Raw genomic sequence first — 25596 nt, 5'->3', positions numbered from 1 at the left:
GGATGCGATGGACGGTCAAGGCTAAGGAAACACTGAATCAGTCTGCTACGCGACCGGATGGCTGTGTTGCGCGGTGCTCGGGTGCTCGCCTATCACCTTGATATGTCTCGCATCCTGCGCTCCGTGCGCCTTGCCCTCCGGCCGCTCGCGACGACTTCTTCAGCGTTCCCTAAGCGTGGATGATCAGCGCAGCACGGCCGAGCTCGACGAAACGCGCCGAAACGAACGCTGCCTCGATCGTATCGATGTGCCTGCGCCACAGTGTGGCGCGGTAGCTGCGCATCGACGAGAAATTTCATGCCGCCTCGGCCAAAGGCTCCAGGCGCTTGACGTGAGTGAGGCGGGCAGCGAACGCAAGCGCTGCGAGGATGTCTTCTCGTTCGAGATCGGGATAATCGGCGAGGATCTCATCGATCGTCATCCCCGCGGCCAGCCATTCGAGGATGCTCTCGACGGGATAACGCAGGCCGCGGATGCAGGGCTTGCCATGGCAAATCGCCGCATCGATAGTGATCCTTTCATTCATCACAAACTCCCGGGCTGACGGCAAGCGCCATTGTAGTGCTACCAGACATCAAAAATGCAGCGCGCGCTTATCCACCGCCAGTGCCGCCTCGTGCATCACTTCGGAGAGCGTCGGGTGGGCATGGCAGATGCGCGCGATGTCTTCGGCGACGGCACCGAATTCCATCGCCACGACGGCCTCGCTGATCAGCTCCGAGGCATTGCTGCCGATCACATGCACGCCGAGGATGCGGTCGGTCTTGGCGCAGGCGAGCATCTTGACGAAGCCGGCGGTATCGCCTTGGCCGAGTGCGCGACCGTTGGCGAGAAAGGGAATCTGGCCGACACGGTACTCGACGCCTTCATTCTTCAACTGCGTCTCGGTCTTGCCGACCCAGGCGATTTCCGGATGTGTGTAGATGACCCAGGGAATCGCCTCGTAATTGACATGCCCGGCCTGGCCGGCGATGCACTCGGCGACCATCACGCCCTCTTCCATGCCCTTGTGCGCGAGCATTGGCCCACGCACTACATCGCCCACTGCCCAGACGTTTTCCAAGTTGGTACGGCACTGGTGATCGACCGCGATGCGCCCCTGCGCATCGAGCTCGAGACCGACGGTCTCGCATCCCAATCCGGCCGTGTTCGGCACGCGACCGACCGAGACGATCAGCTTGTCGCATTCGAGCCGCTGCGCCCCCTCACCGTTTTCGTATTCGATGGCGATGCCCTTTGCGCCCTGCTTCACCTCTCCGATCTTCACTCCCAGATGGATCTTCAGGGCCTGCTTGCTCGTGAAAATCTTCCAGGCTTCCTTGGCTACGGCCGGGTCGGCGGCAGCGAGGAAGTCGGGCATCGCTTCGAGGATCGTCACCTCTGATCCCAGCCGCTTCCAGACCGAACCGAGCTCGAGGCCGATCACCCCGGCGCCGATGACGCCGAGCCGTTTGGGCACCTCGGTGAAAGACAGCGCCCCGACGTTGTCGCAGATCGTCACGTTATCGACCGGAATACCTTCCAGCTGGCGGGGCGACGAGCCGGTGGCGACGATCACGTGTGTCGCGGCGACGATCTCGGTCGTGCCGTCCTGCGCGGTCACCGCGATCTGCCAGAGTTCGTCCTCGCGGCCGGCGAAGCTGCCGCGCCCGGCGAGCAGCGTCACCTTGTTCTTCTTGAACAAGCCGCGGATGCCCTGGGTGAGCTGGGTGACGATGTTGTCCTTGCGGCGCATCATCACGCCGACGTCGATCGCCAAATCGTTCATCTTGATGCCATGCATCACGAAGGCATGCTTTGCCTCGTCGAAAAGCTCGGAGGAGCGCAACAACGCCTTCGAGGGAATGCAGCCGACATTGAGGCAGGTGCCGCCCAGCCGCACCTCGCCTTTCGGATCGGCATAGCTTTCCATCTCGATGCAGGCGGTGGCAAAACCGAGCTGCGCGGCGCGGATCGCCGCGACGTAACCGCCGGGGCCACCACCGATGACGACGACGTCGAATTGTCGCTTGGTCATGTTCGCCTCCTCAGATGTCGAGCAGCATGCGTGCCGGATCCTCGAGCGCCTCCTTGATGGCGACGAGACCGAGCACCGCCTCGCGGCCGTCGATGATACGGTGGTCATATGAGAGCGCCAGATAGTTGATCGGCCGGATCACGATCTGGCCATTTTCGACCACCGGTCGCTCCTTGGTGGCATGGATGCCGAGGATCGCCGATTGCGGCGGGTTGATGATCGGCGTCGACAGCATCGAACCGAACACGCCGCCGTTGGAGATCGAGAAAGTGCCGCCGGTGAGCTCTTCGAGGGTGAGCTTGCCGTCCTTGGCCTTCTGCCCGAATTCGGCGATCTTCTTTTCGATCTGCGCCAGTGACATCTGATCTGCGTCGCGCAGGATCGGCACCACCAGCCCGCGAGGACTACCGACGGCGATGCCGATGTCGAAATAGCCGTGATAGACGATGTCGTTGCCATCGACCGAGGCATTGAGGATCGGGAACCTCTTCAGCGCCGCGACAGCCGCCTTGACGAAAAAGCTCATGAAGCCCAGGCGCACGCCATGCTCTTTCTCGAACTTCTCGGCGTATTTCTTCCGTAGCTCGATCACCGGCGCCATGTTCACCTCGTTGAACGTGGTAAGGATGGCGTTCTGCGCCTGTGATTGCAGCAGACGTTCGGCAATGCGCGCTCTCAAGCGCGACATCGGTACGCGCTGCTCGGGACGATCGCCGATGATCGCATCCAGGGCCACTGCAGGCGGTACCGGCAGGGCGCCTGCCGGGGCTGCCGCAGCGACTGGCGCCCCTGGCGCGGCCGGGGCAGAAGTCGGCGCTGGCGAAAAACTGGACGTCCCGCCGGGCGCCGACTCACCTCGAATAGTCGGCGCTGCCGGGACGGCACCTGCCGGCGCGCCGACGTTCAAGACGTCGGCCTTGGTGACGCGGCCGCCGGGCCCCGTGCCCTGCACTTGGCTAGCCTCCAGGCCTTTCTCGGCAAGTGCCTTACGGGCGGCCGGGCCGACGCCCGGTGCGGCTGCCGCCGGCGCGGTCGGCTGCGGCGCCGGCTTCGCTGCGGCAGGCTGTGCGGCTGCTGCCGCCACCGCCTTGGCTTCGGTATCGATGCGGGCGATCAGCTCGCCCGAGGTGACGGTTTCGCCATTGCCCTTGAGGACTTCGACCAGCACGCCCGATTCCGGCGCCGGGAGTTCGAGGACGACCTTGTCGGTTTCGATGTCGATGAGATTCTCGTCACGCATCACGACATCGCCGACATGTTTGTGCCAGCTCACCAGCGTCGCTTCGGCGACCGATTCCGACAGTTGCGGGACTTTGACTTCGATCAGCATGATCTCTCTCCGTAGCGGTTATTTGAGCGCGCCCAGCGCGGTTTCGACGATTTCCTTTTGCTGCCTGGCATGGACCGCAGCGCTGCCCACTGCGGGAGACGCCGAGGCCGGCCGCGCAACGACATGCAGCGACTGGCCTTTCTTGAGGAGCGGCAGCAGAGTGTGATGCTTCGCGTACCATGCGCCCTGGTTTTCCGGCTCTTCCTGGCACCAGACCACCTCCTTCAGACGCGGATATTTCGCCAGCTCTTCGGCGATACGGCAGTCGTCCATCGGATAGAGCTGCGGCGTGCGAATGATCGCGATATGGTCGAGCTTCTGTTCGCGCCGCGCGGCGCGCAGGTCGTAATACACCTTGCCGGCGCAGATCAGCACCCGTGTGACCTTCTTCGGATCGAGCGGGTCGACCTCGCCAAAGACCGTCTGGAACGTGCCTTCCGTCAGATCCTCGAGGTTGGAAGCAGCCTCCTTGCTGCGTAACAGCGACTTCGGCGTGAACACGATCAACGGCTTTCTTTGCTTTCTGAGCATCTGGCGCCGCAACAGGTGGAACATCTGCGCCGCGGAGGTGGGCATGCAAACTTCCCAGTTGAAATCGGCCGACAGCTGCAGGAAGCGTTCGATGCGTGCCGAGGAATGTTCCGGCCCCTGGCCTTCTAGGCCATGCGGCAGCAGCAGGACGAGGCCACACAGACGCCCCCACTTGGCCTCGCCCGAGGCGAGGAACTGGTCGATCACCACCTGGGCGCCATTGGCGAAATCACCGAACTGCGCCTCCCAGATCACCAGCTCGTTCGGTGTCGCCGTCGCATAGCCGTATTCGAAGGCCAGCACCGCCTCCTCGGAAAGCACGGAATCGAAGCACTGGAAACGCGCCTGGCCATCCTGCAGGTGCTCGAGCGGCATCCAGACCCCCTCGTCCCATTTCTCGCGCTTCTGGTCGTGCAGCACGGCGTGACGGTGGAAGAAGGTGCCACGCCCGACGTCCTCACCGGAAATGCGCACACCATAGCCTGCGGAGAGCAAGGTCGCATAGGCGAGGTTTTCCGCCATGCCCCAATCGATCGGCAGTTTGCCCTCGATCATCAGCCGTCTATCCTCGATGACCTTCTGCACGCGCGGGTGGAGGGTGAAGCCTTCGGGCACCTCGGTCAGACGCCGGCCGAGACGCTGCAGTTCCGCGAGCGGCACCCGCGTGTCGCACAGCTCGGTGTATTTCGCCCCGACGTAGGGCGTCCAGTCGATCGCCGACTGACTCTTGAAATCGCTGATCGCCGGATTGTGCAGATGCTTGCCGGCATCGAGCGCAGCCCGGTAATCGCGGATCATCTGCTCGTCCTCACCCGCAGCGATGACCCCCTGGGCCTGGAGCTTCTCGGCGTAGAGCTTGCGGGTGCCAGGATGCGCCGCGATCTTGCGATACATCAGCGGCTGCGTCACCATCGGCTCGTCGGCCTCGTTGTGGCCCAGCTTGCGGAAACAGACGATGTCGATGACGACATCCTTGTGGAAGGTGTTGCGGAATTCGACCGCCAGCGCCGTGACGAAGGCCACCGCCTCGGGATCATCGCCATTGACGTGGAAGATCGGCGCCTCGACCATCTTGAAGATGTCGGTGCAATAGAGCGAAGAACGCAAATCGCGCGGATCGGAGGTGGTGAAGCCGATCTGGTTGTTGACCACGATATGCACCGTGCCGCCGGTGCCGTAGCCACGCGTCTGCGAGAAGTTGAGCATCTCCTGATTGACGCCCTGGCCGGCGACTGCGGCATCGCCGTGGATCAACACCGGCATCACTTCCTGTTTGCCATGGGCGCCGCGTCGCACCTGTCGCGCATAGACCGAGCCCTCGACGACCGGATTGACGATCTCGAGATGGGAGGGATTGAAAGCGAGCGTCAGATGCACCGGGCCGCCGGGTGTGGCCACGTCGGAGGAATAGCCCATGTGATATTTGACGTCACCGGCGATCAGATCGGACTTCTTCTTGCCCTCGAACTCCTCGAACAGCATGGCCGGCTGCTTGCCGAGGATGTTGACCAGCACGTTGAGACGGCCGCGGTGAGCCATGCCGATGACGATCTCCTTCGCGCCCTGTGTGCCGGCATGACGGATCAACTGCTGCAGAGCGACCATCAGCGATTCGCCACCCTCCAGCGAAAAGCGCTTCTGGCCGACATAGCGGGTATGCAGATAGCGTTCCAGGGTTTCCGCCGCCGTCAAGATCTCCAACAGATGTTTGCGCTCCTCGCTGTCGAAACGCGGCTGTGCGCGCGGCGGCTCGAAACGGGCCTGGATCCAGCGCTTTTGCTGCACGTCGGCGATATACATGTATTCCGCACCGATATGGCCGCAATAGCGCTGACGCAGCATGTCGAGGATCTCGCGCAAGGTGGCCTCTTCGACCCCCATGTCGAACGAACCGGTGCGAAATGCAGTCGCCAGATCGGCCTCGGTGAAGCCGTAAAAAGAGGGCTCCAGCTCGGGAACCTCGGGACGCGGGTGGCGTTTCAGCGGGTCGAGCTGCGCCCAGCGGTTGCCGAGAAAGCGGTAGGCATTGATGATCTGCAGGACTTTCGTCTGCTTCTCGCCGATGCCGGCGCGCCGCGCGACGTAAAGACATCCTTCACGCGCCCGTTGCGCGAAGCCGCTGACGATCGGCGCGTGCGGTACGTCGGGCCCCTGATAGGCGCCCACGCCCGGCAGGTTCGCCAGCTTGTCGAAATAGTCGCGCCAGGCCGGATCGATGGCCCCCGGATTCTGCAGATATTTTTCGTACAACTCCTCGACATAGGGAGCGTTCGCACCGAACAGATAGGAGTTGGACAACAATTCCTTGATCATGCCATCACCTCATTTAATAGTCATCGACCAAAAAAAGGGGCGTCCTCCCTGCACCCCTTTTGCCCGACTTCAGCGCGCGGCCATGTCGGGCACGTCGCGTTTCGGTGCGCCGGTATAGAGTTGGCGCGGCCGGCCGATCTTCTGCTCGGGATCGCCGATCATCTCGTGCCACTGGGCGATCCAGCCGATGGTGCGGGCCATCGCGAAGATGCCGGTGAACAGATTGGTCGGGATGCCCAAGGCGCTTTGCACGATGCCGGAGTAGAAATCGACATTCGGATAGAGCTTCTTCTCGATGAAATATTCGTCCTCCAGCGCGATGCGCTCGAGCTCCAGCGCCAGCTTGAAGAGCGGATGGTCGTGCAGCCCCAATTCGTTCAGCACCTCGTGGCAGGTCTCACGCATCAGTTTGGCACGCGGATCGAAGTTCTTGTAGACGCGGTGACCGAAGCCCATCAGGCGGAACGGATCGTTCTTGTCCTTGGCGCGCTTGATGTATTGCGGCACGCGCGAGACATCGCCGATCTCCTCGAGCATCTTGAGGCAGGCTTCATTGGCGCCGCCGTGCGCCGGCCCCCACAGGCAGGCGATGCCGGCCGCGATGCAGGCAAACGGATTGGCGCCGGAGGAACCGGACAGACGCACCGTCGAGGTCGAGGCGTTCTGCTCGTGGTCGGCATGCAGGATCAGGATGCGGTCGAGTGCGCGCGAGAGCACCGGATTCGGCTTGTATTCTTCGCAGGGCGTGCCGAACATCATGTAGAGGAAGTTCGTCGCGTAGTCGTACTCGTTCTTCGGGTACATGAACGGCAGGCCCATGTTGTAGCGGTAAGCCATCGCCGTGATGGTCGGCATCTTGGCGATCAACCGGATCGCCGCCGTCATGCGGTGTTCGGGGTTGTTGATGTCGAGCGAGTCGTGATAGAAGGCCGACAGGCCGCCGACCACGCCGACCAGCACTGCCATCGGGTGCGCATCGCGGCGGAAGCCGTTGTAAAAGCGCGTCAGCTGGTCATGAACCATCGTATGCTTGCGCACCTTCCCAACCCAATCGTCATATTGCGCCTGGTTCGGCAATTCGCCGTTTTTGAGCAGATAGCAGACTTCCATGAAGTCGCATTTCTCGGCCAGCTGCTCGATCGGATAGCCGCGGTAGAGCAGCTCGCCCTTGTCGCCATCGATGTAGGTGATCGACGACTTGCATGCTGCCGTGGACATGAAGCCGGGATCGTAGGTGAAGGCCCCCGTCTGGGCGTAGAGCTTGGAGATGTCGATCACCTCCGGGCCGATGGTGCCGGAATAGACCGGATATTCGGTGGTCTTGCCGTTGTAGGTCAAGGTGGCGGTTTTTTGCGTCATGCGTCAGTCCCCTGTCAAAGGTCTTCACTACGAATGGCCGGCTGCCGCAGCAGCTCGACCAGTTTGCCAAGCTCCGGATCGGTGCTTGCACACCGCCCCGAGAGCAACGCCCACAAATCGTGGTCATCCATCGCCAGCAGGCGTTCGAGCGACGCCGCCAGCGTTTCGTCCAGCTCCGCCGGCTGCCGTTGCCAGAAGCGCTGCAGTAGCAGATCGTTTTCCAGCAGCGCCCGTCGGCTCGCCCAGCGCAGCCGTTCGGTACGCGTGCGTTGCTGCTCGCTGGCCATGGCTCAGATTGCCCTTTTCACCATCATGTCCTTGATCTTGCCGATCGCCTTGGTGGGATTCAACCCCTTCGGGCAGACATCGACGCAGTTCATGATGGTATGGCAACGGAACAGCCGATACGGATCGTTCAGGTTGTCGAGCCGCTCGCTGGTTGCCTGATCGCGCGTATCGGCGATGAAGCGGTAGGCGGCCAACAGCCCTGCTGGCCCGACGAACTTGTCCGGATTCCACCAGAACGACGGGCAGGCCGTCGAACAGCAGGCGCACAGGATGCACTCATACAAACCGTTCAGCTCCTCGCGATCCTCCGGCGACTGGAGCCGTTCGCGTTCCGGTGGCGGATCGTTGTTGATCAGATACGGCTTGATCGAGTGGTACTGTTTGAAGAACTGCGTCATATCGACGATCAGATCGCGGATCACCGGCAGGCCAGGCAGCGGCCGCAGCACGATCGGCTTGCCTTCCGGGAAACTCGACAGATCAGTCAAACAGGCGAGGCCATTTCTGCCATTGATGTTGAGCGCATCCGAGCCGCACACACCTTCGCGGCAGGAACGGCGGAAGGCGATCGAGTCGTCTTTCGCCTTCAGCTTGACCATGGCATCGAGCAGCTTACGGTCGGTACTGTCGACTTCGACTTCGATGTCCTGCATCCAGGGCTTTTGATCGCGGTCGGGGTCGTAGCGGTAAATGCGGAACTGGAGGGTGCGTGTGGTCATGATGTTCGCTTCCTCAATAGACGCGTTTCTTGAGCGCGATGGTGTCGACGGTCAGCGGACGCAGGTTGACCGACTTGTACTCGAGGCGATTGCCCTCCTTGTACCAGAGGGTGTGCTTGAGCCAGTTGTCGTCGTCGCGGCCATTCGGATGTTCCGGGGTGTCAGGGCAGTCGTCGCGCACGTGGGCACCGCGCGATTCCTTGCGCGCCTCGGCCGAAACCATCGTCGCCACGGCGACCTCGATCAGGTTGTCTAGCTCGAGCGCTTCGACGCGCGCGGTATTGAACACTTTCGACTTGTCCTTGATCTCGGTACGCGCCACGTCCTTCTGCACCTCGAGAATCTTTCCGACGCCCTCTTGTAACAGATTGGCGAAGCGGAACACGCCGGCATGCTTCTGCATCGTGCGCTGCATCGCCAGCCGCGTCTCGTGCACATTGGCGCCGTCTTTTTGCGTATCGAGGCGATTCAAGCGTTCGAGCGTGCGCTCGAAGGCGTCGGCCGGGAGTTCCTTGTGCGCCTTGGGAGAGTTGCGCAGTTGCTCGACGGCCGTTTCCCCAGCAGACTTGCCGAACACCAACAAATCGAGCAGCGAGTTGGTACCCAGCCGATTTGCGCCATGCACCGAGGCGCAGGCGCATTCGCCGGCAGCATAGAAACCCGGCACGATCTCGTTCTGGCTGCGTTTGCCCGGCACCACGACCTGTCCCAGATAGTTGGTCGGGATACCGCCCATCTGGTAGTGCACCGTCGGCACCACCGGGATCGGCGCCTTGATCGGATCGACACCGGCGAACTGGATCGCGATCTCGCGGATGCCCGGCAGCCGCTTCATGATCGTCTCGGGCTCCAAGTGCGTGATGTCGAGCAACACGTAATCCTTGTTCGGGCCGCAACCACGCCCTTCGTTGATTTCGGTGACCATCGCGCGACTGACGACGTCGCGGCTGGCGAGATCCTTGGCGTTCGGCGCGTAGCGCTCCATGAAGCGCTCGCCGTTGCTGTTCCTGAGAATGCCACCCTCGCCGCGCACGCCTTCGGTGATCAGCACCCCCGCACCGGCCACTCCGGTCGGGTGGAACTGCCAGAACTCCATGTCTTCGAGCGGAATGCCGGCGCGCGCCGCCATGCCGAGGCCATCGCCGGTATTGATGAAGGCATTGGTCGAGGAATAATAGATGCGCCCCGCCCCACCGGTGGCGAAGATCGTTGCTTTGGCATGGAAAGCGTAGATCTCGCCGGTCTCCATTTCCAGCGCGGTGACGCCGAGCACCTCGCCTTCGGCATCACGAATCAGATCGAGCGCCATCCACTCGACGAAGAACTGCGTGTTGGCCTTGACGTTGCGCTGATACATCGCGTGCAGCATCGCATGACCGGTGCGGTCGGCGGCGGCACAAGCGCGGCGCACCGGCTTTTCGCCGAAGTTCGACATGTGACCGCCAAAAGGACGCTGATAGATGCGACCATTGTCGAGACGGTCAAAGGGCATGCCATAGTGTTCCAACTCGATGACGACCTCATTGGCTTTGCGGCACATGAACTCGATGGAATCTTGATCACCGAGCCAATCAGAACCTTTGACAGTGTCATACATGTGCCAGTGCCAGTGGTCCTCTTCCGAATTACCGAGGCTGGCAGCCACGCCGCCCTGGGCAGCGACGGTATGCGAGCGGGTCGGGAATACCTTGGTGATCACCGCGGTCTTGAAACCGGATTCCGAGAGCTGGATCGCGGCGCGCAGGCCTGCACCGCCGGCACCGACGATGACGGCATCGAATTTGCGGACTGTGACTTTCACGTTCAGAGCCTCCAGATGATTCTCACCGCCCAACCGGCATAACCGATCAACACCAGCAGGGTGAGGACATGCAATGCGAGCTTGATGCCGGCGGGCTGGACGTAATCCATCCAGATGTCGCGCACGCCGACCCAGGCATGCCAGCACAGAGCAATCACGAACAGGAAGGTGATGAAGCGCATCGGTTCGGCCGACATGAAGGCGCGCCAGGTTTCGAAACTCGCACCTGCGCCCGAGCCCAGACCGACAGCGATCACCAGTGTGAAAACGATCATGACAATGGCCGTGATGCGCTGGGCCAGCCAGTCGATCAGGCCGTAATGGGCGCCGACGATCTTGCGATTCACCATAATTTCGCTCCCAGGATCAAGGTCAGGACCAGGCTCACCGCCAGCACGGCCTTGGCCGAAGCCGCCGCCTGCGCCTTGGCGACACCGACGTGGATGTCGATCAGCAGGATGCGGATGCCCATGAAAAAGTGATGCAGGAACGCCCACAGCAGGCCGATCAGGAGGAGCTTGACGAGCGGGTGCGCGACGATCGATTTCAGCAGCGCAAAGGTGTCGGGCGAAGTCAACGAAAGCTCGAGTAACCAGATCAGGAGCGGCAGCATCAGGAACAGGCCGAAACCGCTAATGCGGTGCAGTATGGAAGCCACGCCGGCGATGGGAAGTTTTATCTGAAAAAGATTCAAATGCTTGGGACGCTTTCTGGCGATTCCGTTCATCTGCCCACTCCTTTCTTGTTTGCGATGCAGCATATTACCTCTCCGACCGACCGTCACACAGGGCCCAGCAAGCCGGATCAAGTCAATTCATTGAAATAGCAATGCTTCTCGGTCGAATACAGGCCACGGCGCCATTCCACGGGGCGATTGCCGTAGGTGAAACTGGTGCGTTCCACGGAAAGCAGCGGACTGCCCTCGCGCACACCGAGGAGCTCGGCAGTGGTCCGGTCGGCGGCCACTGCGCGAATACGCTCTTCCGCCCGGATCATGCGCACCCCAAACTTCTCCTCGAACAGCGTATAGAGGGAAACCTGTGACTCCTTCAGCACATCGAAGGTCAGTCCGGCGAAGATTTCACCCGGCAGATAGATCTCGTCGAGTACGACGGGTTTACCCGAAAATTCGAGCAGGCGACGCACGATGATCACGGGGTCACCCGGCTGGATACCGAGGATGTGCGCAGCCTCGGGCCGCGCCTTGGCCCGCCAGCATTCCAGCGGCCGACTGTGCGCCGGCTCGACGCCCCCCGAGAGCGGCACCAGTCGCAGGAAACGGAAAAAGGCGCGTGGATCGCTATGGCTGGCGACGAACGTGCCTTTGCCTTGCTTACGCACCAGCAGGTTTTCGGCAGCCATCTCGTCGATGGCCTTGCGCACCGTTCCCTGGCTCACCTGGAAGCGGCTGGCCAGCTCGGCCTCACTGGGGATCATCTCCCCGGGTCGCCATTCCTGTTTTTCGAGCGCCTGGATCATCAGCCCCTTGATCTGACGATACAGCGGGCTGAAAGAGGGTGATTCGGCGGAAGTCTGCCTTTTCATGGCACACATTCAAGCACAATTTTTTTACGACGTCCATAGGATAACATATGTCTTATATATGTTATAAGATATCAATTGACACAACGCAGCAATCGCCACTATGATTTTCGGCTGCAACCTTCCGCAATCCAACTCAAGGAGCCATCCATGACCAAGCCCCCCGTTCGCGTCGCCGTCACCGGCGCCGCAGGCCAAATCGGTTACGCACTGTTGTTTCGCATCGCCAGCGGCGAAATGCTCGGCAAGGATCAGCCCGTCATCCTGCAGATGCTCGAATTGCCCGTCGACAAGGCGCAGCAGGCCCTCAAGGGCGTGATGATGGAGCTCGAAGACTGCGCCTTTCCGCTGCTCGTCGATATGATCGGTACCGCCGATCCCAAGGTCGCCTTCAAGGATGCCCAGCAGGCCTTGCTGGTCGGCGCCAAGCCGCGCGGCCCGGGGATGGAACGCAAGGACCTGCTGCTCGAAAACGCCAAGATCTTCATCGAGCAGGGCAAGGCACTCGACGAAGTAGCCTCGCGCGATGTCAAGGTCATCGTCGTCGGCAACCCGGCCAATACCAATGCGCTGATCGCGATGAACAGCGCGAAGAGCCTGCCGCGCGAGAACTTCACCTCGATGATGCGGCTCGACCACAACCGTGCGATCTCGATGCTCGCAGCGCGTGTGAAAGCGCCGGTCACCGATGTGAAGAACATGGTCGTCTGGGGCAACCACTCGCCGACGATGTATCCGGATATCCGCTTCTGTACGGTAGGTGGCAAACCCGCAGCGCAACTCGTCAATGACGAAGCCTGGTATCGGAACGAATACATCCCGAAGGTCGGCAAGCGCGGCGCGGCGATCATCGAAGCGCGCGGCGCCTCCTCCGCTGCCTCGGCCGCCAATGCGGCGATCGACCACATGCGCGACTGGAACCTCGGCACGAACGGAGCGTGGGTGACGATGGGGGTGGTTTCCGATGGGTCCTACGGCATTCCCGAGGGCATGATCTACGGCATGCCCTGCGTATGTAGCAACGGCAAATGGGAAGTCGTCAAGGGCTTGGAGATCGACGCCTTCTCGCGCGAGAAGATGGATGCCACGCTCAAGGAGCTGCAAGAGGAGCGTGACGGCGTCAAGCATCTGTTCGCGTAATGTCGTGAATCGGGCGCTTCATCCGACCGAAGTGCTCTATGCCGGCGGCAAGCCGTTCCCTTCCCTTGCCGCCTGCGAACATTTCGCCGGTAGCGAAAAGCTGATCTTAAAAGCGCTCGAACTCCAGGCCCGCATGGGGCCGCTCTTCGACATCACGGCCGACTGCGAGGATGGCGCACCGGTCGGCCGCGAGCGCGAACATGCCAAGTTGGTCGCCGCGCTGATCGACTCCTCCGCCAATCGTTTCAACCGCGTCGGAGCGCGCATCCATCCGGTCCACCACCCGCTCTGGCCTGAGGAGCTGGAAATCATCGTTTCGCAAGCCGGTCCCCGTCTGGCCTATCTCGTGCTGCCGAAGGCGGAGTCGCTGGCCGATGTCGAGAAGCAGATCGCAGCGTTAGAGGAACTCCGCACCCGTTATGACATCGCGCGGCCGATTCCGGTGCATGTGCTGATAGAAACCCCCGGCGCCTTGCACGAGGTTTGGCAGATCGCACAGCTTCCCCAAGTCGAATCGCTCGATTTCGGCCTGATGGACTTCGTCTCCGCTCATCACGGCGCGATCCCGGCCACGGCGATGCGCTCGCCGGGGCAGTTTTTGCATCCCCTGATCGTGCGCGCCAAATGCGAAATCGCTGCTGCAGCCTTGGGCAATGGCATCGTGCCGGCGCACAACGTCACCACCGAATTCCGTGACCCGTCCGTGGTCGCCGCCGATGCCCGCCGCGCGCGCGAGGAGTTCGGCTATTTACGCATGTGGAGCATCCACCCGAACCAGATCGAACCGATCGTCACGGCGATGCAGCCCGATCTGGGCGAGGTGGAGGAAGCCGGTGCGATTCTCTGCGCCGCTGCTGAGAACGATTGGGGGCCGATCCAGATCGACGGCCGACTGCACGACCGCGCCTCCTACCGCTACCATTGGGAACTGCTACAACGCGCCCATGCTACTGGCGTAGCACTGCCGCCTGCGGCATCGGGTTTTTTCGCTCATCGACCGGCCTGAAAGGAGAATCGCATGAAACGACTGCTCGCCGCCCTTGCTTTCGCAACGCTCACCTGCCCCGCCATCGCCCAGGAGATGTCGCCCGGTCTGTGGGAACTCACCACGGAGATGAAGATGCAGGGCATGGCCATGCCACCGCAGAAATTCACCCACTGCTACACGGCGCAGGATCTCGCTGCCGGCAAGCAATATGGCATGGACGAAAAGAGCAAATGCACGATCCGCAACCTGAAGAACGTCGGCGGGAACATCAGCTACGAGATGACCTGTGAGGCCGATGGCAGCAAGATGACCGGCAGCGTCAAGGGCACGATGTCGGCCACGGCCTTCAGTTTCGAACAGAAAATGCGCATGACGCCCGATCAGGGCATGGGCGACATGCTTTCCCTCATCAAGGGTCGCCGCATCGGCGACTGCAAAAAGTAAGCAACCTAACGCGCATACCAGCAATCGGCATCCGCGGAGGATGAAATACCCATGCGCAAAAACAAACACCCGCCCTCCCCCAGCCCCTCCCTCACGGGAGGGGAGACTATCAGCGCGGCTTGCGCCGCGAAGGGACTCTGCCGTCAAGGAAACGAAGGGCGGCGCTCTTTTTGCTTTGTATTTCACGTTAACCGACCTGACAGAAAGGAAGCCTGACCATGCTCGAAGCCTACCGGGCCCATGTCGCCGAACGCGCCGCCCTCGGCATTCCACCCCTACCGCTCAGCAAGCAACAGACCCAGCAGCTCGTCGAACTGCTGCAAAACCCGCCCGCCGGCGAGGAAGCCTTTCTCGTCGAGCTGATCACCTACCGCGTGCCGGCCGGTGTTGATGACGCCGCCGCGGTCAAGGCGGCCTTCCTCGCCAAAGTCGGCAAGGCAGAGACGGCATGTCCGCTGATCTCGCGCGCCAAGGCAGTCGAACTCCTCGGCACGATGCTCGGCGGCTACAACGTCAAGCCCTTGATCGACCTGCTCGACGACAAGGAGGTGGGCAGCATCGCGGCCGAAGGGCTCAAGAAGACGCTCTTGATGTTCGACGCCTTCCACGACGTCGCCGACAAGGCCAAGGCTGGCAATGCGAACGCACAGGCCGTGATGCAGAGCTGGGCCGCGGCCGAGTGGTTCACCTCGCGCCCGGCAGTGCCGGAGAAGATCACCGTCACCGTCTTCAAGGTGCCGGGGGAAACCAACACCGACGATCTTTCGCCCGCGCCGGATGCCTGGAGCCGGCCGGACATTCCGCTCCATGCGCTGGCGATGCTGAAGAACCCGCGCGATGGCATCACGCCGGACAAGCCCGGCGAGCGCGGCCCGATCAGCCTGATCGAAGAACTGAAGAAGAAGGGCCATCCGGTGGCCTACGTCGGCGATGTCGTCGGCACCGGCTCATCCCGCAAGTCGGCGACCAACTCGGTGATCTGGTGGACGGGCGAAGATATCCCCTTCGTGCCGAACAAGCGCTATGGCGGCTTCTGCCTCGGCGGCAAGATCGCGCCGATCTTCTTCAACACCCAGGAAGACGCCGGCGCCTTCCCGATCGAATGCGACGTCACGCAGATGCAGATGGGCGATGTCATCGACATCTACCCGTATGAAAAGAAGATCGAGAAGAACGGCCAGGTGATCAGCACCTTCGAATACAAGTCCGAAGTGCTGCTCGACGAGGTGCGCGCCGGCGGCCGCATCAACCTGATCATCGGCCGTGGGCTCACTGCCAAGGCGCGCGAGTTTTTGGGACTACCGGCCTCGACGCTGTTCCGACTGCCGAAAGCGCCGGTCGAAACCGGCAAGGGCTATACGCTGGCGCAAAAGATGGTCGGTCGCGCCTGTGGCCTACCGGAAGGCAAGGGCATCCGTCCCGGCACCTATTGCGAGCCGCGTATCACCACGGTGGGCTCGCAGGACACCACCGGGCCGATGACGCGCGACGAGCTGAAGGACTTGGCCTGCCTCGGCTTCTCGGCGGATTTCGTCATGCAGTCGTTCTGTCACACCGCGGCCTATCCGAAGCCCGTCGACATCAAGATGTACAAGACGCTGCCGTCGTTCATCACCGCGCGCGGCGGCGTCTCGCTCAAACCCGGCGACGGCGTGATCCACTCGTGGCTCAACCGCTTCCTGCTGCCGGACACCGTCGGCACCGGTGGCGACAGCCACACCCGCTTTCCGATCGGCATTTCCTTCCCGGCTGGCTCGGGCCTGGTCGCCTTCGCCGCCGCCACGGGGGTAATGCCGCTCGACATGCCCGAATCGGTGCTGGTGCGCTTTACGGGTCAGATGCAGCCCGGCATCACGCTGCGTGACCTCGTCAATGCGATCCCCTATGTGGCGATCCAAAAGGGTCTGCTCACGGTCGAGAAGAAAGGCAAGAAAAACGTCTTCAACGGCCGCATCCTCGAAATCGAGGGCCTGCCCGACCTCAAGGTCGAACAGGCATTCGAGCTCTCCGACGCCTCGGCCGAGCGTTCCGCCGCCGCCTGCACGGTGCGGCTGAACAAGGAACCGATCATCGAGTATCTGAAGTCGAACATCACGCTGATGAAGTGGATGATCGCCGAAGGGTATGAGGACAAGCGCACGCTGGCGCGCCGTATTCACAAAATGGAGGAATGGCTCGCCAACCCGCAACTGCTCGAACCCGATGCCGATGCCGAATACGCGGCCGTGATCGAGATCGACATGAACGAGATCAAGGAACCGCTGCTCGCCTGCCCGAACGATCCGGATGACATCAAGCCGCTCTCACAGGTCGCCGGCGACAAGATCGACGAGGTGTTCATCGGTTCGTGCATGACCAACATCGGTCACTACCGCGCGGCCGCCAGCGTACTAGCCGGCAAGACCGACATTCCGACGCGGCTGTGGGTCGTACCGCCGACCAAGATGGACCAGCAGGAGCTGATGGAAGAAGGCTACTTCGCCGTCTTCGGCAAGGTCGGCGCGCGCATCGAAGTCCCGGGTTGCAGCTTGTGCATGGGCAACCAGGCGCAGATGCACCGGGGAGCGACGGCGGTATCGACCTCGACGCGCAACTTCCCGAACCGCATGGGGCTCGATACGCGCGTCTATCTCGCCTCGGCGGAACTCGCGGCGGTGGCGGCGTTGCTGGGCCGCATCCCGACGCCCGAGGAATATCTGGCGCAGGTGAATGTCGTCAACCAGAAGGCCGGCGACATCTACCGCTACCTGAATTTCGACCAGATTCCCGAGTTCAGGGAGATTGCCGACAGCGTGGCGGTTTGAGCGGACGCTCGCGTTTCCTCAGCAAATGCGGGGGAGCTGATCCCCCGCTAGCCAATCGACGATCCGCCGCCCGCCCAACGAGGTGACGAGCTGTACGAAATGGCGATCATCGGCGACGACCTCGCCGATGATCGCGGCATCCGTCCCCAGCGGATGCGCGCGCATCGCCGCCAGCAGGCGTTCGGCATCGGCCGCCGCGCAGATGCAGACGAGCTTGCCCTCGTTGGCGACATGGAGCGGATCGAGACCGAGAAATTCGCAGGCGGCATCGACCACCGGGTGGATCGGAATCGCTTTCTCATCGAGCACCATGCCCACCTGCGACTGGGTCGCGATCTCGTTGAGCGTCGCCGCCAGTCCGCCGCGCGTCGGATCGCGCAGCACGTGGATGTCGGCGCCGGTGGCGAGCAGCGCCGCGACTAGTCCATGCAATGCCGCCGTGTCGGAGACGATCGGCGCCTCGAAGCTCAGATTCTCGCGCTGGCTCATGATCGCCACACCGTGATCGCCCAGGTTGCCGGAAACGAGGATCGCATCACCCGGCCGCGCCCTGGCGCCGCCGATCTCGCGGGCTTCCGGCAACACGCCGACGCCGGTGGTGGTAATGAATATGCCATCGCCCTTGCCGCGTTCGACCACCTTGGTGTCGCCGGTCACCACCGGCACGCCGGCTTCATGGGCCGCCTTGGCCATCGAGGCGACGATGCGCGCCAGATCGGCGAGCGGAAAGCCTTCTTCGAGGATGAAGCCCGCCGCCAGATAGAGCGGCGTCGCGCCCATCACCGCGACGTCGTTGATCGTGCCATGCACCGCGAGACAGCCGATGTCGCCGCCGGGAAAGAACAGCGGCGAAACCACGTGGCTGTCGGTGGCCATCACCAGTTTTCCTGGCAAAGTCGGCGCTGGCAGCACGGCACCATCGTTGCCCTGGCCGAGATATTCGTTGCCGAGATGCTGCGCGAACAGCTCGGCGATCAGCTGCACCATCGCACGACCACCCGCGCCATGTGCCATCTCGACACATCCCCGCTTCAAATCGAGCGGGCGCACGTAGCCAGGCTTCATCAGTTGCTCTTCTCGCGCGCCGCGACGAGCGCGAGCATCTCCATCACATGCTCGGGCTCGATGTCCATGCCGAGCTCGATGCCGGGATTGACGGCGATCGAAAAGCCCGGTTCCATGCGTTCGACGATCCAGGCGAAATCGGCCAAGAGTCCACCGCTGTAGCCGGGCACGTCGGCGAGGAAATCCTTCGCGCGTTCTGGACTGGTGAACAACACGAGGATCTTGTTTCCCGCCTCGTCCTCGACGACCAATGGCGTCGCCTTGTTGGTGAGCTGAAGGCCCTGGATGCCGCTCTCCCGATCATCCTTGATCGGGATGAACACCTGCTGGGTGAGCAACTCGCGCATGAAATCCGCGCTGTCCAGCTCGCCATTGATCGCGGCCAGCAGCTTTTGCTCCAATTCGTTCTTCGCTTCCAGATCGCCTGCCTGCATATCCTCTCCAATGTCGTCGATGCAACTGGCCATCAATCATACGCGGAGAGTGCCGGCGCGTAAGCCGACAGTGCTTCGGCATCGAAACTGCGGATCGAAGCCGAGAGGGCATGTGCTCGCGGCAACAGATGATCGGCATAGAAACGCGCGCTGGCGATCTTCGACTGGTAGAAGCGTGCGTTGCCCACGCCTTCGGCCAGCCGCCGTTTGGCGATCTGCGCGGATTTGGCCAGCAGCCAGCCGCCGGCGACCAGGCTCGACAGTTCGAGGAACGGCACCGCGCCGGCGAAGACGCCCAGCGTGTTGCCCTTGAGATTCTCGCCGATCCAGCGGGCGGCTTCTCCCCAAGCGGCCAGCGCCTTGGCCAAACGTGCCCCCATCGGCGCGAGATCTGCGTCGCCGCTCGCTGCGAGCTCCTTGCAGGTAGCCTCGACCATGCCCAGCAACCGCATCAGCGTCGCTCCCTGGTCGCGCATCAGCTTGCGGCCGATCAGGTCATTGGCCTGGATGCCCGTGGTGCCCTCGTAAATCGTCGTGATGCGCGCATCGCGGAAATGTTGCGCGGCGCCGGTTTCCTCGACATAGCCCATCCCGCCATGCACCTGCACGGCCAGCGAGGTCGCCTCGATGCTCATCTCGGTGGCGCCGCCCTTGACCAGCGGGATGAACAACTCGCCCATCAGGAGCGCCAGCTCGCGCTCCTTGGCATCGGGATGATGATAGGCGCGGTCGAACAGGCCCGAGGCGTAATAGGCGAGTGCCCGGCTGGCTTCGATGCGTGTCTTGATGGTGAGCAGCATGCGCTGCACGTCCGGATGCCGGTCGATGGTCACCGGCCCCTCGCCGCTGGCCAGATCGCGGCCCTGCTTGCGCTCGCGCGCATAGGCCAGCGCCTGCTGGAAAGCCCGTTCGGCGATCGCCACGCCCTGCACGCCGACGGCATGACGCGCCGCGTTCATCATGATGAACATGTATTTGAGGCCGGCATTCGGCTCGCCGACCAAGTAGCCCACCGCGCCGCCGGCATCGCCATAGGCCATCACGCAGGTCGGACTGGCATGGATGCCCAGCTTGTGCTCGATCGAGACACAACGGACATCGTTGCGTGCCCCCAGAGAACCATCGGCATTGACCAGGAACTTGGGCACGACGAACAGCGAAATGCCCTTCACGCCAGGCGGCGCATCGGGCAACCGGGCGAGCACCAGATGGATGATGTTTTCCGTGAGGTCGTGCTCGCCGTAGGTGATGAAGATCTTCTGCCCGAATAACCGGTACGTGCCATCGGGCTGCGGCTCGGCACGCGTGCGGATCAAGGCCAGATCGGAGCCGGCCTGCGGCTCGGTGAGGTTCATCGTGCCGGTCCATTCACCGGCGATCATCTTCGGCAGATACAGCGACTTGATTTCAGGCGTGCCTGCGGTGAGCAGCGCATCGACCGCGCCGGTGGTGAGCATCGGCCCGAGGGCGAACGACATGTTGGCGGCGTTCCACATTTCCTCGACGGCCACGCCGAGCGACTGGGGAAGATTCTGCCCGCCATATTCCGCCGGTGCGGTGAGCGCCCCCCAGCCGGCCGCGCAGAACTGGCGATACGCCTCCTGCCATCCCGGCGGTGTGATCACCGTGTCGCCTTCGAGTCGGCAGCCGGTCTTGTCGCCCACACGGTTGAGCGGCGCCAACACCTCGCCGGCGAATTTCGCCGCCTCATCGAGAATCGCCGTCACGACGTCCTCGCTGGCTTCCTCACACCCCGGCCATTGACGAATTTCTGAAAGTCCCGCGATCTCCTCGATCAGGAAACGCATCTCTTCGACGGGTGCCCGGTAATCACTCATGGTTTCCACTCCTTGTCATATCGATCTTCATCAAAATCGGCGCTGGCGGGACGGCATCATAGCCCGCACAGCGCGGCGCGCGCCGCTTGACGTTCGTTGTTCAGCCGCACGATCAGCGCGGTGGTGGTCGGGATGTCGTCGATCCCTCCCACGCCCTGCCCGGCACCCCAGATGTCGCGCCAGGCCTTGGCCCCCTCGGTGGCGCGGGTGAATTCGAGCTTCGGCCCGTGACCGGAAGGAAGTGCGGCAGGATCGAGGCCGGCCGCGAGGATGCTGCTCTTCAGATAATTGCCAGGCACACCGGTGAAATAGGGCGTATAGACGATGTCTTCGGCATGAGCGGCGAGGATCGCCTGCTTGTAGGCGTCGCTGGCGTTGGCCTCCTGCGTGGCGATGAAGCGCGTGCCGATGTAGGCGAAATCGGCGCCGAGCGCCTCCACGGCGAGGATCTGCCGTCCCTGGGTGATCGCGCCGGCGAGTGCCAGGGGGCCGTCATAGAAACGGCGCACTTCGGCCACCAGCGCGAACGGACTCAGCGTCCCGCCATGCCCACCGGCGCCGGCGGCCACCAGGATCAGTCCATCGACGCCAGCTTCCAGCGCCTTCTCGGCATGCCGCACGGTCGTCACGTCGTGGAATACCAGTCCGCCGTAACCATGCACCGCAGCGACGATCGCGCTCGGCTTGCCCAGGCTGGTGATCACCAGCGGCACGCGGTGAGCGACACACTGGGCGAGATCGGCCTCGAGCCGCTCGTTGCTCGGATGCACGATCAGATTCACCGCGTAGGGTGCGGCCTGGGCTGTCGCGGCCAGCGCCGTCTCGATCGTCGTCAGCCATTCGTCGAGCTTCTCGGCCGGCCGTGCATTGAGGGCGGGAAAGGCGCCGATGATGCCGGCCTTGCATTGGGCGATCACCAACGCCGGCGTCGAGACGATGAACATCGGCGCGCCGATCACCGGCAACGTCAGATTCCTTGCCAAAGCGGCGGGGATCGGCATCAGCTCGACTCCTTCAACGCGCGCCGCAAAATCTTGCCAACGTTGGTCTTGGGCAGATCGGCGCGGAATTCGACATGCTTGGGCACCTTGTAGCCGGTGAGCAGATTCCGGCAATGGGCGATCAGCGCCTCGGCCGTCAGGTTCGGGTCTTTCCTGACGACGAAGATCTTCACCGCCTCGCCGGAATGCTCGTCGGGCACACCGATCGCCGCCACTTCGAGCACGCCCGGATGCTGGGCCACCGCCTCCTCGACTTCGTTCGGGAAGACGTTGAAGCCCGAAACCAGGATCATGTCCTTCTTGCGATCGACGAGATAGACGAAGCCCTGCTCATCGACATAACCGAGATCGCCGGTGCGCAGGAAGTCGTCGGCCAGCAGCACATTGGCCGTTTCATCGGGACGCTGCCAATACCCTTTCATCACCTGCGGGCCGCGGATGCAGATCTCGCCGACCTGGCCGAGCGGCACCTCGTGACCATCGTCGGCACGGATCGACACGTCGGTCGACGGGATCGGCAGACCGATCGAGCCGTTGAACTCGGTGAGATCGAGCGGATTGATGGTCGCCGCCGGCGAGGTCTCGGTCAGACCATAGGCCTGGATCAGCGGCACGCCAACCACCTGCTGCCAGCGATCGGCCGTCGCTTTCAACACCGCCATGCCACCGCCGAGCGTCACCTTCATGGTCGAAAAATCGAGCTTGCAAAAGGCTTCGTTGTTGAGCAGGGCATTGAACAGCGTATTGACACCCGTCACCACCGAGACCGGATACTTCGCCCACTCCTTGACGAAGTTCGGGATGTCGCGCGGATTGGCGATCAGCAGGTTGCGCGCACCCATCATTAAGAACACCAGGCAGTTCGCGGTCAGCGCGAAGATGTGATAGAGCGGCAGCGCGGTGACGATGAACTCCTTGCCTTCCTCGATCTTGTGCGCGATCCAGGCATGCGCCTGCAGCACGTTCGCGCAGATGTTGCCGTGCGTGAGCATCGCACCTTTCGAGACACCGGTGGTGCCGCCGGTGTATTGCAGGAAGGCGAGATCGTCGTGCGCGAGCGGCACGGCCGTGAAGCCATGCCGCCGGCCTTCGGCCAGCGCATGCTTGAAATCGATCGCCTGCGGCAATTGCCAGGCCGGCACCAGCTTCTTGACATGGCGCACGACGAAGTTGACCAGGAGTCCCTTCAGGCCCAACAGCTCGCCCAGCGGCGTGACGATGACATGGCGCACCGCCGTCTTGTCGATCACCGCCTGCAGCGTATGGGCGAAGTTTTCCAGGATCACGATCGCGGTCGCACCAGAATCCTTGAGCTGGTGTTCGAGTTCGCGTGGTGTATAGAGCGGATTGCAATTGACCACCACGCAACCCGCGAGCAGGGTGCCGAACAGCGCCACCGGATATTGCAGCACATTCGGCATCATCAGCGCCACACGGTCACCTTTCCTCACTCCCCGCGACTGCAGCCAGCCAGCAAAGTCGTGCGCGGCTTGAGCGAGTTCGCGATAGGTGATGCCCTTGCCCATCGACAGATAGGCCGTCTGTTCGCCGAACTTTGCGCAGGACTCTTCGAACATCGCCGCGAGGCTCGCGTAACGCGCCGGATCGATTTCCGCCGGCACCCCGGGTGGATAGCGCTTCAGCCAGACTTTTTCCATCGTCCCCCTCCTCCTCGTCTATCGGGTCAGCGGCCGAGCAGCGCCTGTTTGAGCGATTCCTCGGCCGGCTTCTCGCCGAGCCAGATTTTCAGCACGGCCGGACCGATCTTCTCGTCGGCGATCTTGCCACGGGGCGAACCATTGTGCCCGATGGTGAGTCCCTCGGCCGAGAAATCGAGCGTCACCGTGTCGCCCGGCACAACCTTGCCGATCCCACGCATCGTCGCACCGAGCGCATCGATCGATGGCTTGAGTGCTGCACGTTCGGCTTCGCTCAGATTGTTGCGCAAGCCTTCCTCGAGGGCACCGTAGAGCGTGTCGGCATCGAGCTCACGCAACATCGACAGCACGATGCGGCGTGGCCCCGGCCCAGCGATCAGCGCGGCGGCCTCTTTGGCCGGTTTCTCGGCATAGAGCGCCGCGACATAGACCTTGAAGAACAGCCGCGTGCGGATGCCGGCGCCATTGAGCACAAGTTCCTTGCCGGCCACCTGGGCGCGCTCCTCGACCTTGACGCCCGCTACATCGAGCGCCAGGGTTGGGCTCATGGCAACCAACGCTACCGAGAACAACACGGCCTGCATTACCCTATTGGCAATTCGCATGTCCCTCCTCCTTTTTGTCGATAATGGCTTTTCAGTCCGATATAGACCGTGCGCTCGACCACTGCGCACACTTCACCCGTCTGATCCTTCAACTCTACGGTGTATTTGCGCTCGATTTCCGGCGACTCCCGCAACGCAGCCCGAATGGCCTCGATCTCCTGTGGCGGGAGTTCGAAATCCGCCTCGACGGCGCTGTAGCCAGGACGGCGGTAGCGGATCGTCGCCGCCTTGTCCCAGACCACGACCTCGTCGCCGAGCGCGGCCATCAGCATCATCGGGTGCGCTCCATCGGTGATCGCGAACAGCGAGCCGCCATAGAGCGAACCGACGACGTTGCGCGTGCGCCAGGAATACGGCAGACGCACGCGCATTTTCGACAGATCCGGCGCTACTTCGACCACCCGGCCGCCCGCGCCGCGGAAAGCCGGATGCAGGTTGAAGCCAATCCGCACGGCATGGGCGCGCCATTTCGGCGGCAGACGTTTGAGCCAGGCGGGTTTCACATCAGTCCAAAAACTTACAGGCGCTCGAAAATCCCGGCCGCCCCCATACCGGTGCCGATACACATCGTCACCATGCCATAGCGTCCCCCCGTGCGCCTCAGGCCATGCACGACGGTCGCGGTGCGGATCGCACCGGTGGCGCCGAGCGGATGGCCCAGGGCGATCGCCCCACCGAGCGGATTGACCTTCGCCGCATCGAGGCCGAGCTCGCGGATCACCGCCAGCGACTGTGCCGCAAAGGCTTCGTTGAGCTCGATCCAGTCGAGTTCCTCCTGTTTCACGCGCGTCTGCGCCAGAACCTTCGGGATCGCCGCGATCGGACCGACGCCCATGATCTCCGGTTCGACACCGGCGACCGCAAAGCCGACGAAGCGCGCCAGCGGCGTGGCACCGGATTCCTTCAGCGCCCGTTCCGACATCAGCAGGACCGCCGCCGCGCCATCCGACATCTGCGAGGAATTGCCCGCCGTCACCGAACCCCGGGCATGGAACACCGGCTTCAGTTTCGCGAGCTTTTCCATCGCGCTGTCGGCACGGGGTCCCTCATCGTTCTCGGCGACGAATTCACGCGTCACGACCTCACCGGTGGCGAGGTTCGGCAACTGCTCGCGCACCGTGTAGGGCGTGATCTCGGCCTCGAAATGGCCGGCCGCGATCGCCGCCAGCGCGCGGCGGTGCGATTCGAGCGCGAAGGCATCCTGATCTTCGCGCGTCACCTGCCAGCGGCTCGCCACCTTTTCGGCGGTCAGTCCCATGCCATAGGCGATGCCGACGTTCTCGTCCGTGAACACCGCAGGGTTGATCGCCACCTTGTTGCCCATCATCTGCGGCATGACCGTCATCGATTCGGTGCCCGCCGCGATCATGACATCGGCAAGACCGAGACGGATCTGGTTGGCCGCATCGGAGACCGCCTGCAGGCCCGAGGAGCAAAAGCGGTTGATGGTCATGCCGGGTACCGACACCGGCAGCCCGGCGAGCAGCAGGCCGATGCGCGCGACGTTCATGCCCTGTTCCGCCTCGGGCATCGCACAGCCGACGATCACGTCGCCGATGCGGGCCGGATCGAGTTGCGGAACTTCGGCGACGACGGCACGAATCGCATGAGCGAGCATGTCGTCGGGCCGCACGTGCCGAAACATGCCATTCTTCTTCGCCACCGGCAGCCGCTTGGCGGCAACGATATAGGCGTCCTGGATTTGCTTGTTCATCTGAT

The 25596-nt window shown here is 62.7% G+C and carries 23 protein-coding genes; 4 read left to right on the top strand and 19 right to left on the bottom strand.

Features of this window, described 5'->3' with window-relative positions:
• Positions 1-295: 295 nt before the first annotated feature.
• The 11 genes from M52SOB_RS05880 to M52SOB_RS05830 all read right to left on the bottom strand — a co-directional run bounded on the left by M52SOB_RS05880 (position 296) and on the right by M52SOB_RS05830 (position 11903).
• Entirely contained in the window at positions 296-526 is a 231-nt protein-coding gene (locus M52SOB_RS05880; protein WP_126445064.1) for a DUF433 domain-containing protein, read from the bottom strand.
• A 48-nt stretch (positions 527-574) separates the two neighbouring features.
• Positions 575-2017: a dihydrolipoyl dehydrogenase gene (gene lpdA / locus M52SOB_RS05875; RefSeq protein WP_131111012.1), complete on the bottom strand. Its 1443-nt coding sequence runs from the start codon at positions 2015-2017 to the stop codon at positions 575-577.
• Between the two features lie 10 nt (positions 2018-2027).
• A complete protein-coding gene (odhB, locus tag M52SOB_RS05870; protein ID WP_131111011.1) occupies positions 2028-3347 on the bottom strand; it encodes a 2-oxoglutarate dehydrogenase complex dihydrolipoyllysine-residue succinyltransferase in 1320 nt (439 codons plus the stop codon).
• A gap of 18 nt (positions 3348-3365) precedes the next feature.
• Positions 3366-6191, bottom strand: coding sequence for a 2-oxoglutarate dehydrogenase E1 component (locus M52SOB_RS05865; protein WP_131111010.1), 2826 nt, complete (start codon positions 6189-6191; stop codon positions 3366-3368).
• A 69-nt stretch (positions 6192-6260) separates the two neighbouring features.
• Positions 6261-7550 (bottom strand): citrate synthase, encoded by a 1290-nt coding sequence (gene gltA / locus M52SOB_RS05860; protein WP_131111009.1) that lies wholly within the window; start codon positions 7548-7550, stop codon positions 6261-6263.
• Positions 7551-7564: 14 nt separating this feature from the next.
• Entirely contained in the window at positions 7565-7837 is a 273-nt protein-coding gene (locus M52SOB_RS05855; protein ID WP_131111008.1) for an FAD assembly factor SdhE, read from the bottom strand.
• A gap of 3 nt (positions 7838-7840) precedes the next feature.
• Positions 7841-8557 (bottom strand): succinate dehydrogenase iron-sulfur subunit, encoded by a 717-nt coding sequence (locus M52SOB_RS05850; protein WP_131111007.1) that lies wholly within the window; start codon positions 8555-8557, stop codon positions 7841-7843.
• Positions 8558-8570: 13 nt separating this feature from the next.
• Positions 8571-10358 carry a succinate dehydrogenase flavoprotein subunit gene (gene sdhA / locus M52SOB_RS05845; protein WP_131111006.1) on the bottom strand — a complete coding sequence of 596 codons (1788 nt, stop codon included), beginning with the start codon at positions 10356-10358 and terminating at the stop codon, positions 8571-8573.
• A 2-nt stretch (positions 10359-10360) separates the two neighbouring features.
• Positions 10361-10708: a succinate dehydrogenase, hydrophobic membrane anchor protein gene (gene sdhD, locus M52SOB_RS05840; protein WP_131111005.1), complete on the bottom strand. Its 348-nt coding sequence runs from the start codon at positions 10706-10708 to the stop codon at positions 10361-10363.
• On the bottom strand, positions 10702-11085 hold the full coding sequence (gene sdhC, locus M52SOB_RS05835; protein WP_131111004.1) for a succinate dehydrogenase, cytochrome b556 subunit: 384 nt from the start codon (positions 11083-11085) through the stop codon (positions 10702-10704). The genes sdhD and sdhC overlap by 7 nt, the downstream gene beginning before the upstream one ends.
• Before the next feature lie 77 nt (positions 11086-11162).
• Complete coding sequence (locus tag M52SOB_RS05830; RefSeq protein ID WP_131111003.1) at positions 11163-11903, bottom strand: GntR family transcriptional regulator; 741 nt, start codon at positions 11901-11903, stop codon at positions 11163-11165.
• A 147-nt stretch (positions 11904-12050) separates the two neighbouring features.
• Between M52SOB_RS05830 and M52SOB_RS05825 the strand changes: the two genes are divergently transcribed.
• The 4 genes from M52SOB_RS05825 (at position 12051) to acnB (ending at position 17276) form a co-directional block, all read left to right on the top strand.
• Positions 12051-13040, top strand: a complete 990-nt coding sequence (locus M52SOB_RS05825; RefSeq protein ID WP_131111002.1) for a malate dehydrogenase — start codon at positions 12051-12053, stop codon at positions 13038-13040.
• A 4-nt stretch (positions 13041-13044) separates the two neighbouring features.
• A complete protein-coding gene (locus M52SOB_RS05820; RefSeq protein WP_284155225.1) occupies positions 13045-14046 on the top strand; it encodes an HpcH/HpaI aldolase/citrate lyase family protein in 1002 nt (333 codons plus the stop codon).
• Positions 14047-14058: 12 nt separating this feature from the next.
• Complete coding sequence (locus tag M52SOB_RS05815; RefSeq protein ID WP_131111000.1) at positions 14059-14472, top strand: DUF3617 domain-containing protein; 414 nt, start codon at positions 14059-14061, stop codon at positions 14470-14472.
• A gap of 218 nt (positions 14473-14690) precedes the next feature.
• Positions 14691-17276, top strand: a complete 2586-nt coding sequence (gene acnB, locus M52SOB_RS05810; RefSeq protein ID WP_131110999.1) for a bifunctional aconitate hydratase 2/2-methylisocitrate dehydratase — start codon at positions 14691-14693, stop codon at positions 17274-17276.
• 18 nt (positions 17277-17294) lie between these two features.
• Here acnB and hypE read toward each other — a convergent pair whose 3' ends face one another.
• Genes hypE through M52SOB_RS05770 form a run of 8 tightly spaced genes read right to left on the bottom strand, consistent with a single transcriptional unit; the run spans position 17295 to position 25591 of the window.
• Complete coding sequence (hypE, locus tag M52SOB_RS05805; protein WP_131110998.1) at positions 17295-18341, bottom strand: hydrogenase expression/formation protein HypE; 1047 nt, start codon at positions 18339-18341, stop codon at positions 17295-17297.
• Entirely contained in the window at positions 18341-18775 is a 435-nt protein-coding gene (locus M52SOB_RS05800) for an SseB family protein (protein WP_284155224.1), read from the bottom strand. The genes hypE and M52SOB_RS05800 overlap by 1 nt, the downstream gene beginning before the upstream one ends.
• A gap of 32 nt (positions 18776-18807) precedes the next feature.
• A complete protein-coding gene (locus tag M52SOB_RS05795) occupies positions 18808-20613 on the bottom strand; it encodes an acyl-CoA dehydrogenase C-terminal domain-containing protein (RefSeq protein WP_131110996.1) in 1806 nt (601 codons plus the stop codon).
• Between the two features lie 56 nt (positions 20614-20669).
• Positions 20670-21614 carry an NAD(P)H-dependent flavin oxidoreductase gene (locus M52SOB_RS05790; protein WP_131110995.1) on the bottom strand — a complete coding sequence of 315 codons (945 nt, stop codon included), beginning with the start codon at positions 21612-21614 and terminating at the stop codon, positions 20670-20672.
• Positions 21614-23272 (bottom strand): long-chain-fatty-acid--CoA ligase, encoded by a 1659-nt coding sequence (locus M52SOB_RS05785; protein WP_131110994.1) that lies wholly within the window; start codon positions 23270-23272, stop codon positions 21614-21616. The genes M52SOB_RS05790 and M52SOB_RS05785 overlap by 1 nt, the downstream gene beginning before the upstream one ends.
• A gap of 26 nt (positions 23273-23298) precedes the next feature.
• Complete coding sequence (locus M52SOB_RS05780) at positions 23299-23877, bottom strand: chalcone isomerase family protein (RefSeq protein WP_131110993.1); 579 nt, start codon at positions 23875-23877, stop codon at positions 23299-23301.
• Positions 23856-24380, bottom strand: a complete 525-nt coding sequence (locus M52SOB_RS05775) for a DUF4442 domain-containing protein (protein ID WP_131110992.1) — start codon at positions 24378-24380, stop codon at positions 23856-23858. Before M52SOB_RS05775 ends, M52SOB_RS05780 begins: the two co-directional genes overlap by 22 nt.
• A gap of 14 nt (positions 24381-24394) precedes the next feature.
• Positions 24395-25591 carry an acetyl-CoA C-acyltransferase gene (locus tag M52SOB_RS05770; RefSeq protein ID WP_131110991.1) on the bottom strand — a complete coding sequence of 399 codons (1197 nt, stop codon included), beginning with the start codon at positions 25589-25591 and terminating at the stop codon, positions 24395-24397.
• Positions 25592-25596 lie beyond the last annotated feature (5 nt).

The sequence above is a fragment of the Sulfuricystis thermophila genome (genome assembly GCF_004323595.1).
Taxonomy (GTDB): domain Bacteria; phylum Pseudomonadota; class Gammaproteobacteria; order Burkholderiales; family Rhodocyclaceae; genus Sulfuricystis; species Sulfuricystis thermophila.
The sequence above is the reverse complement of the archived record's forward strand: the minus strand, read 5'-3'. Positions and strand labels throughout refer to the sequence as shown.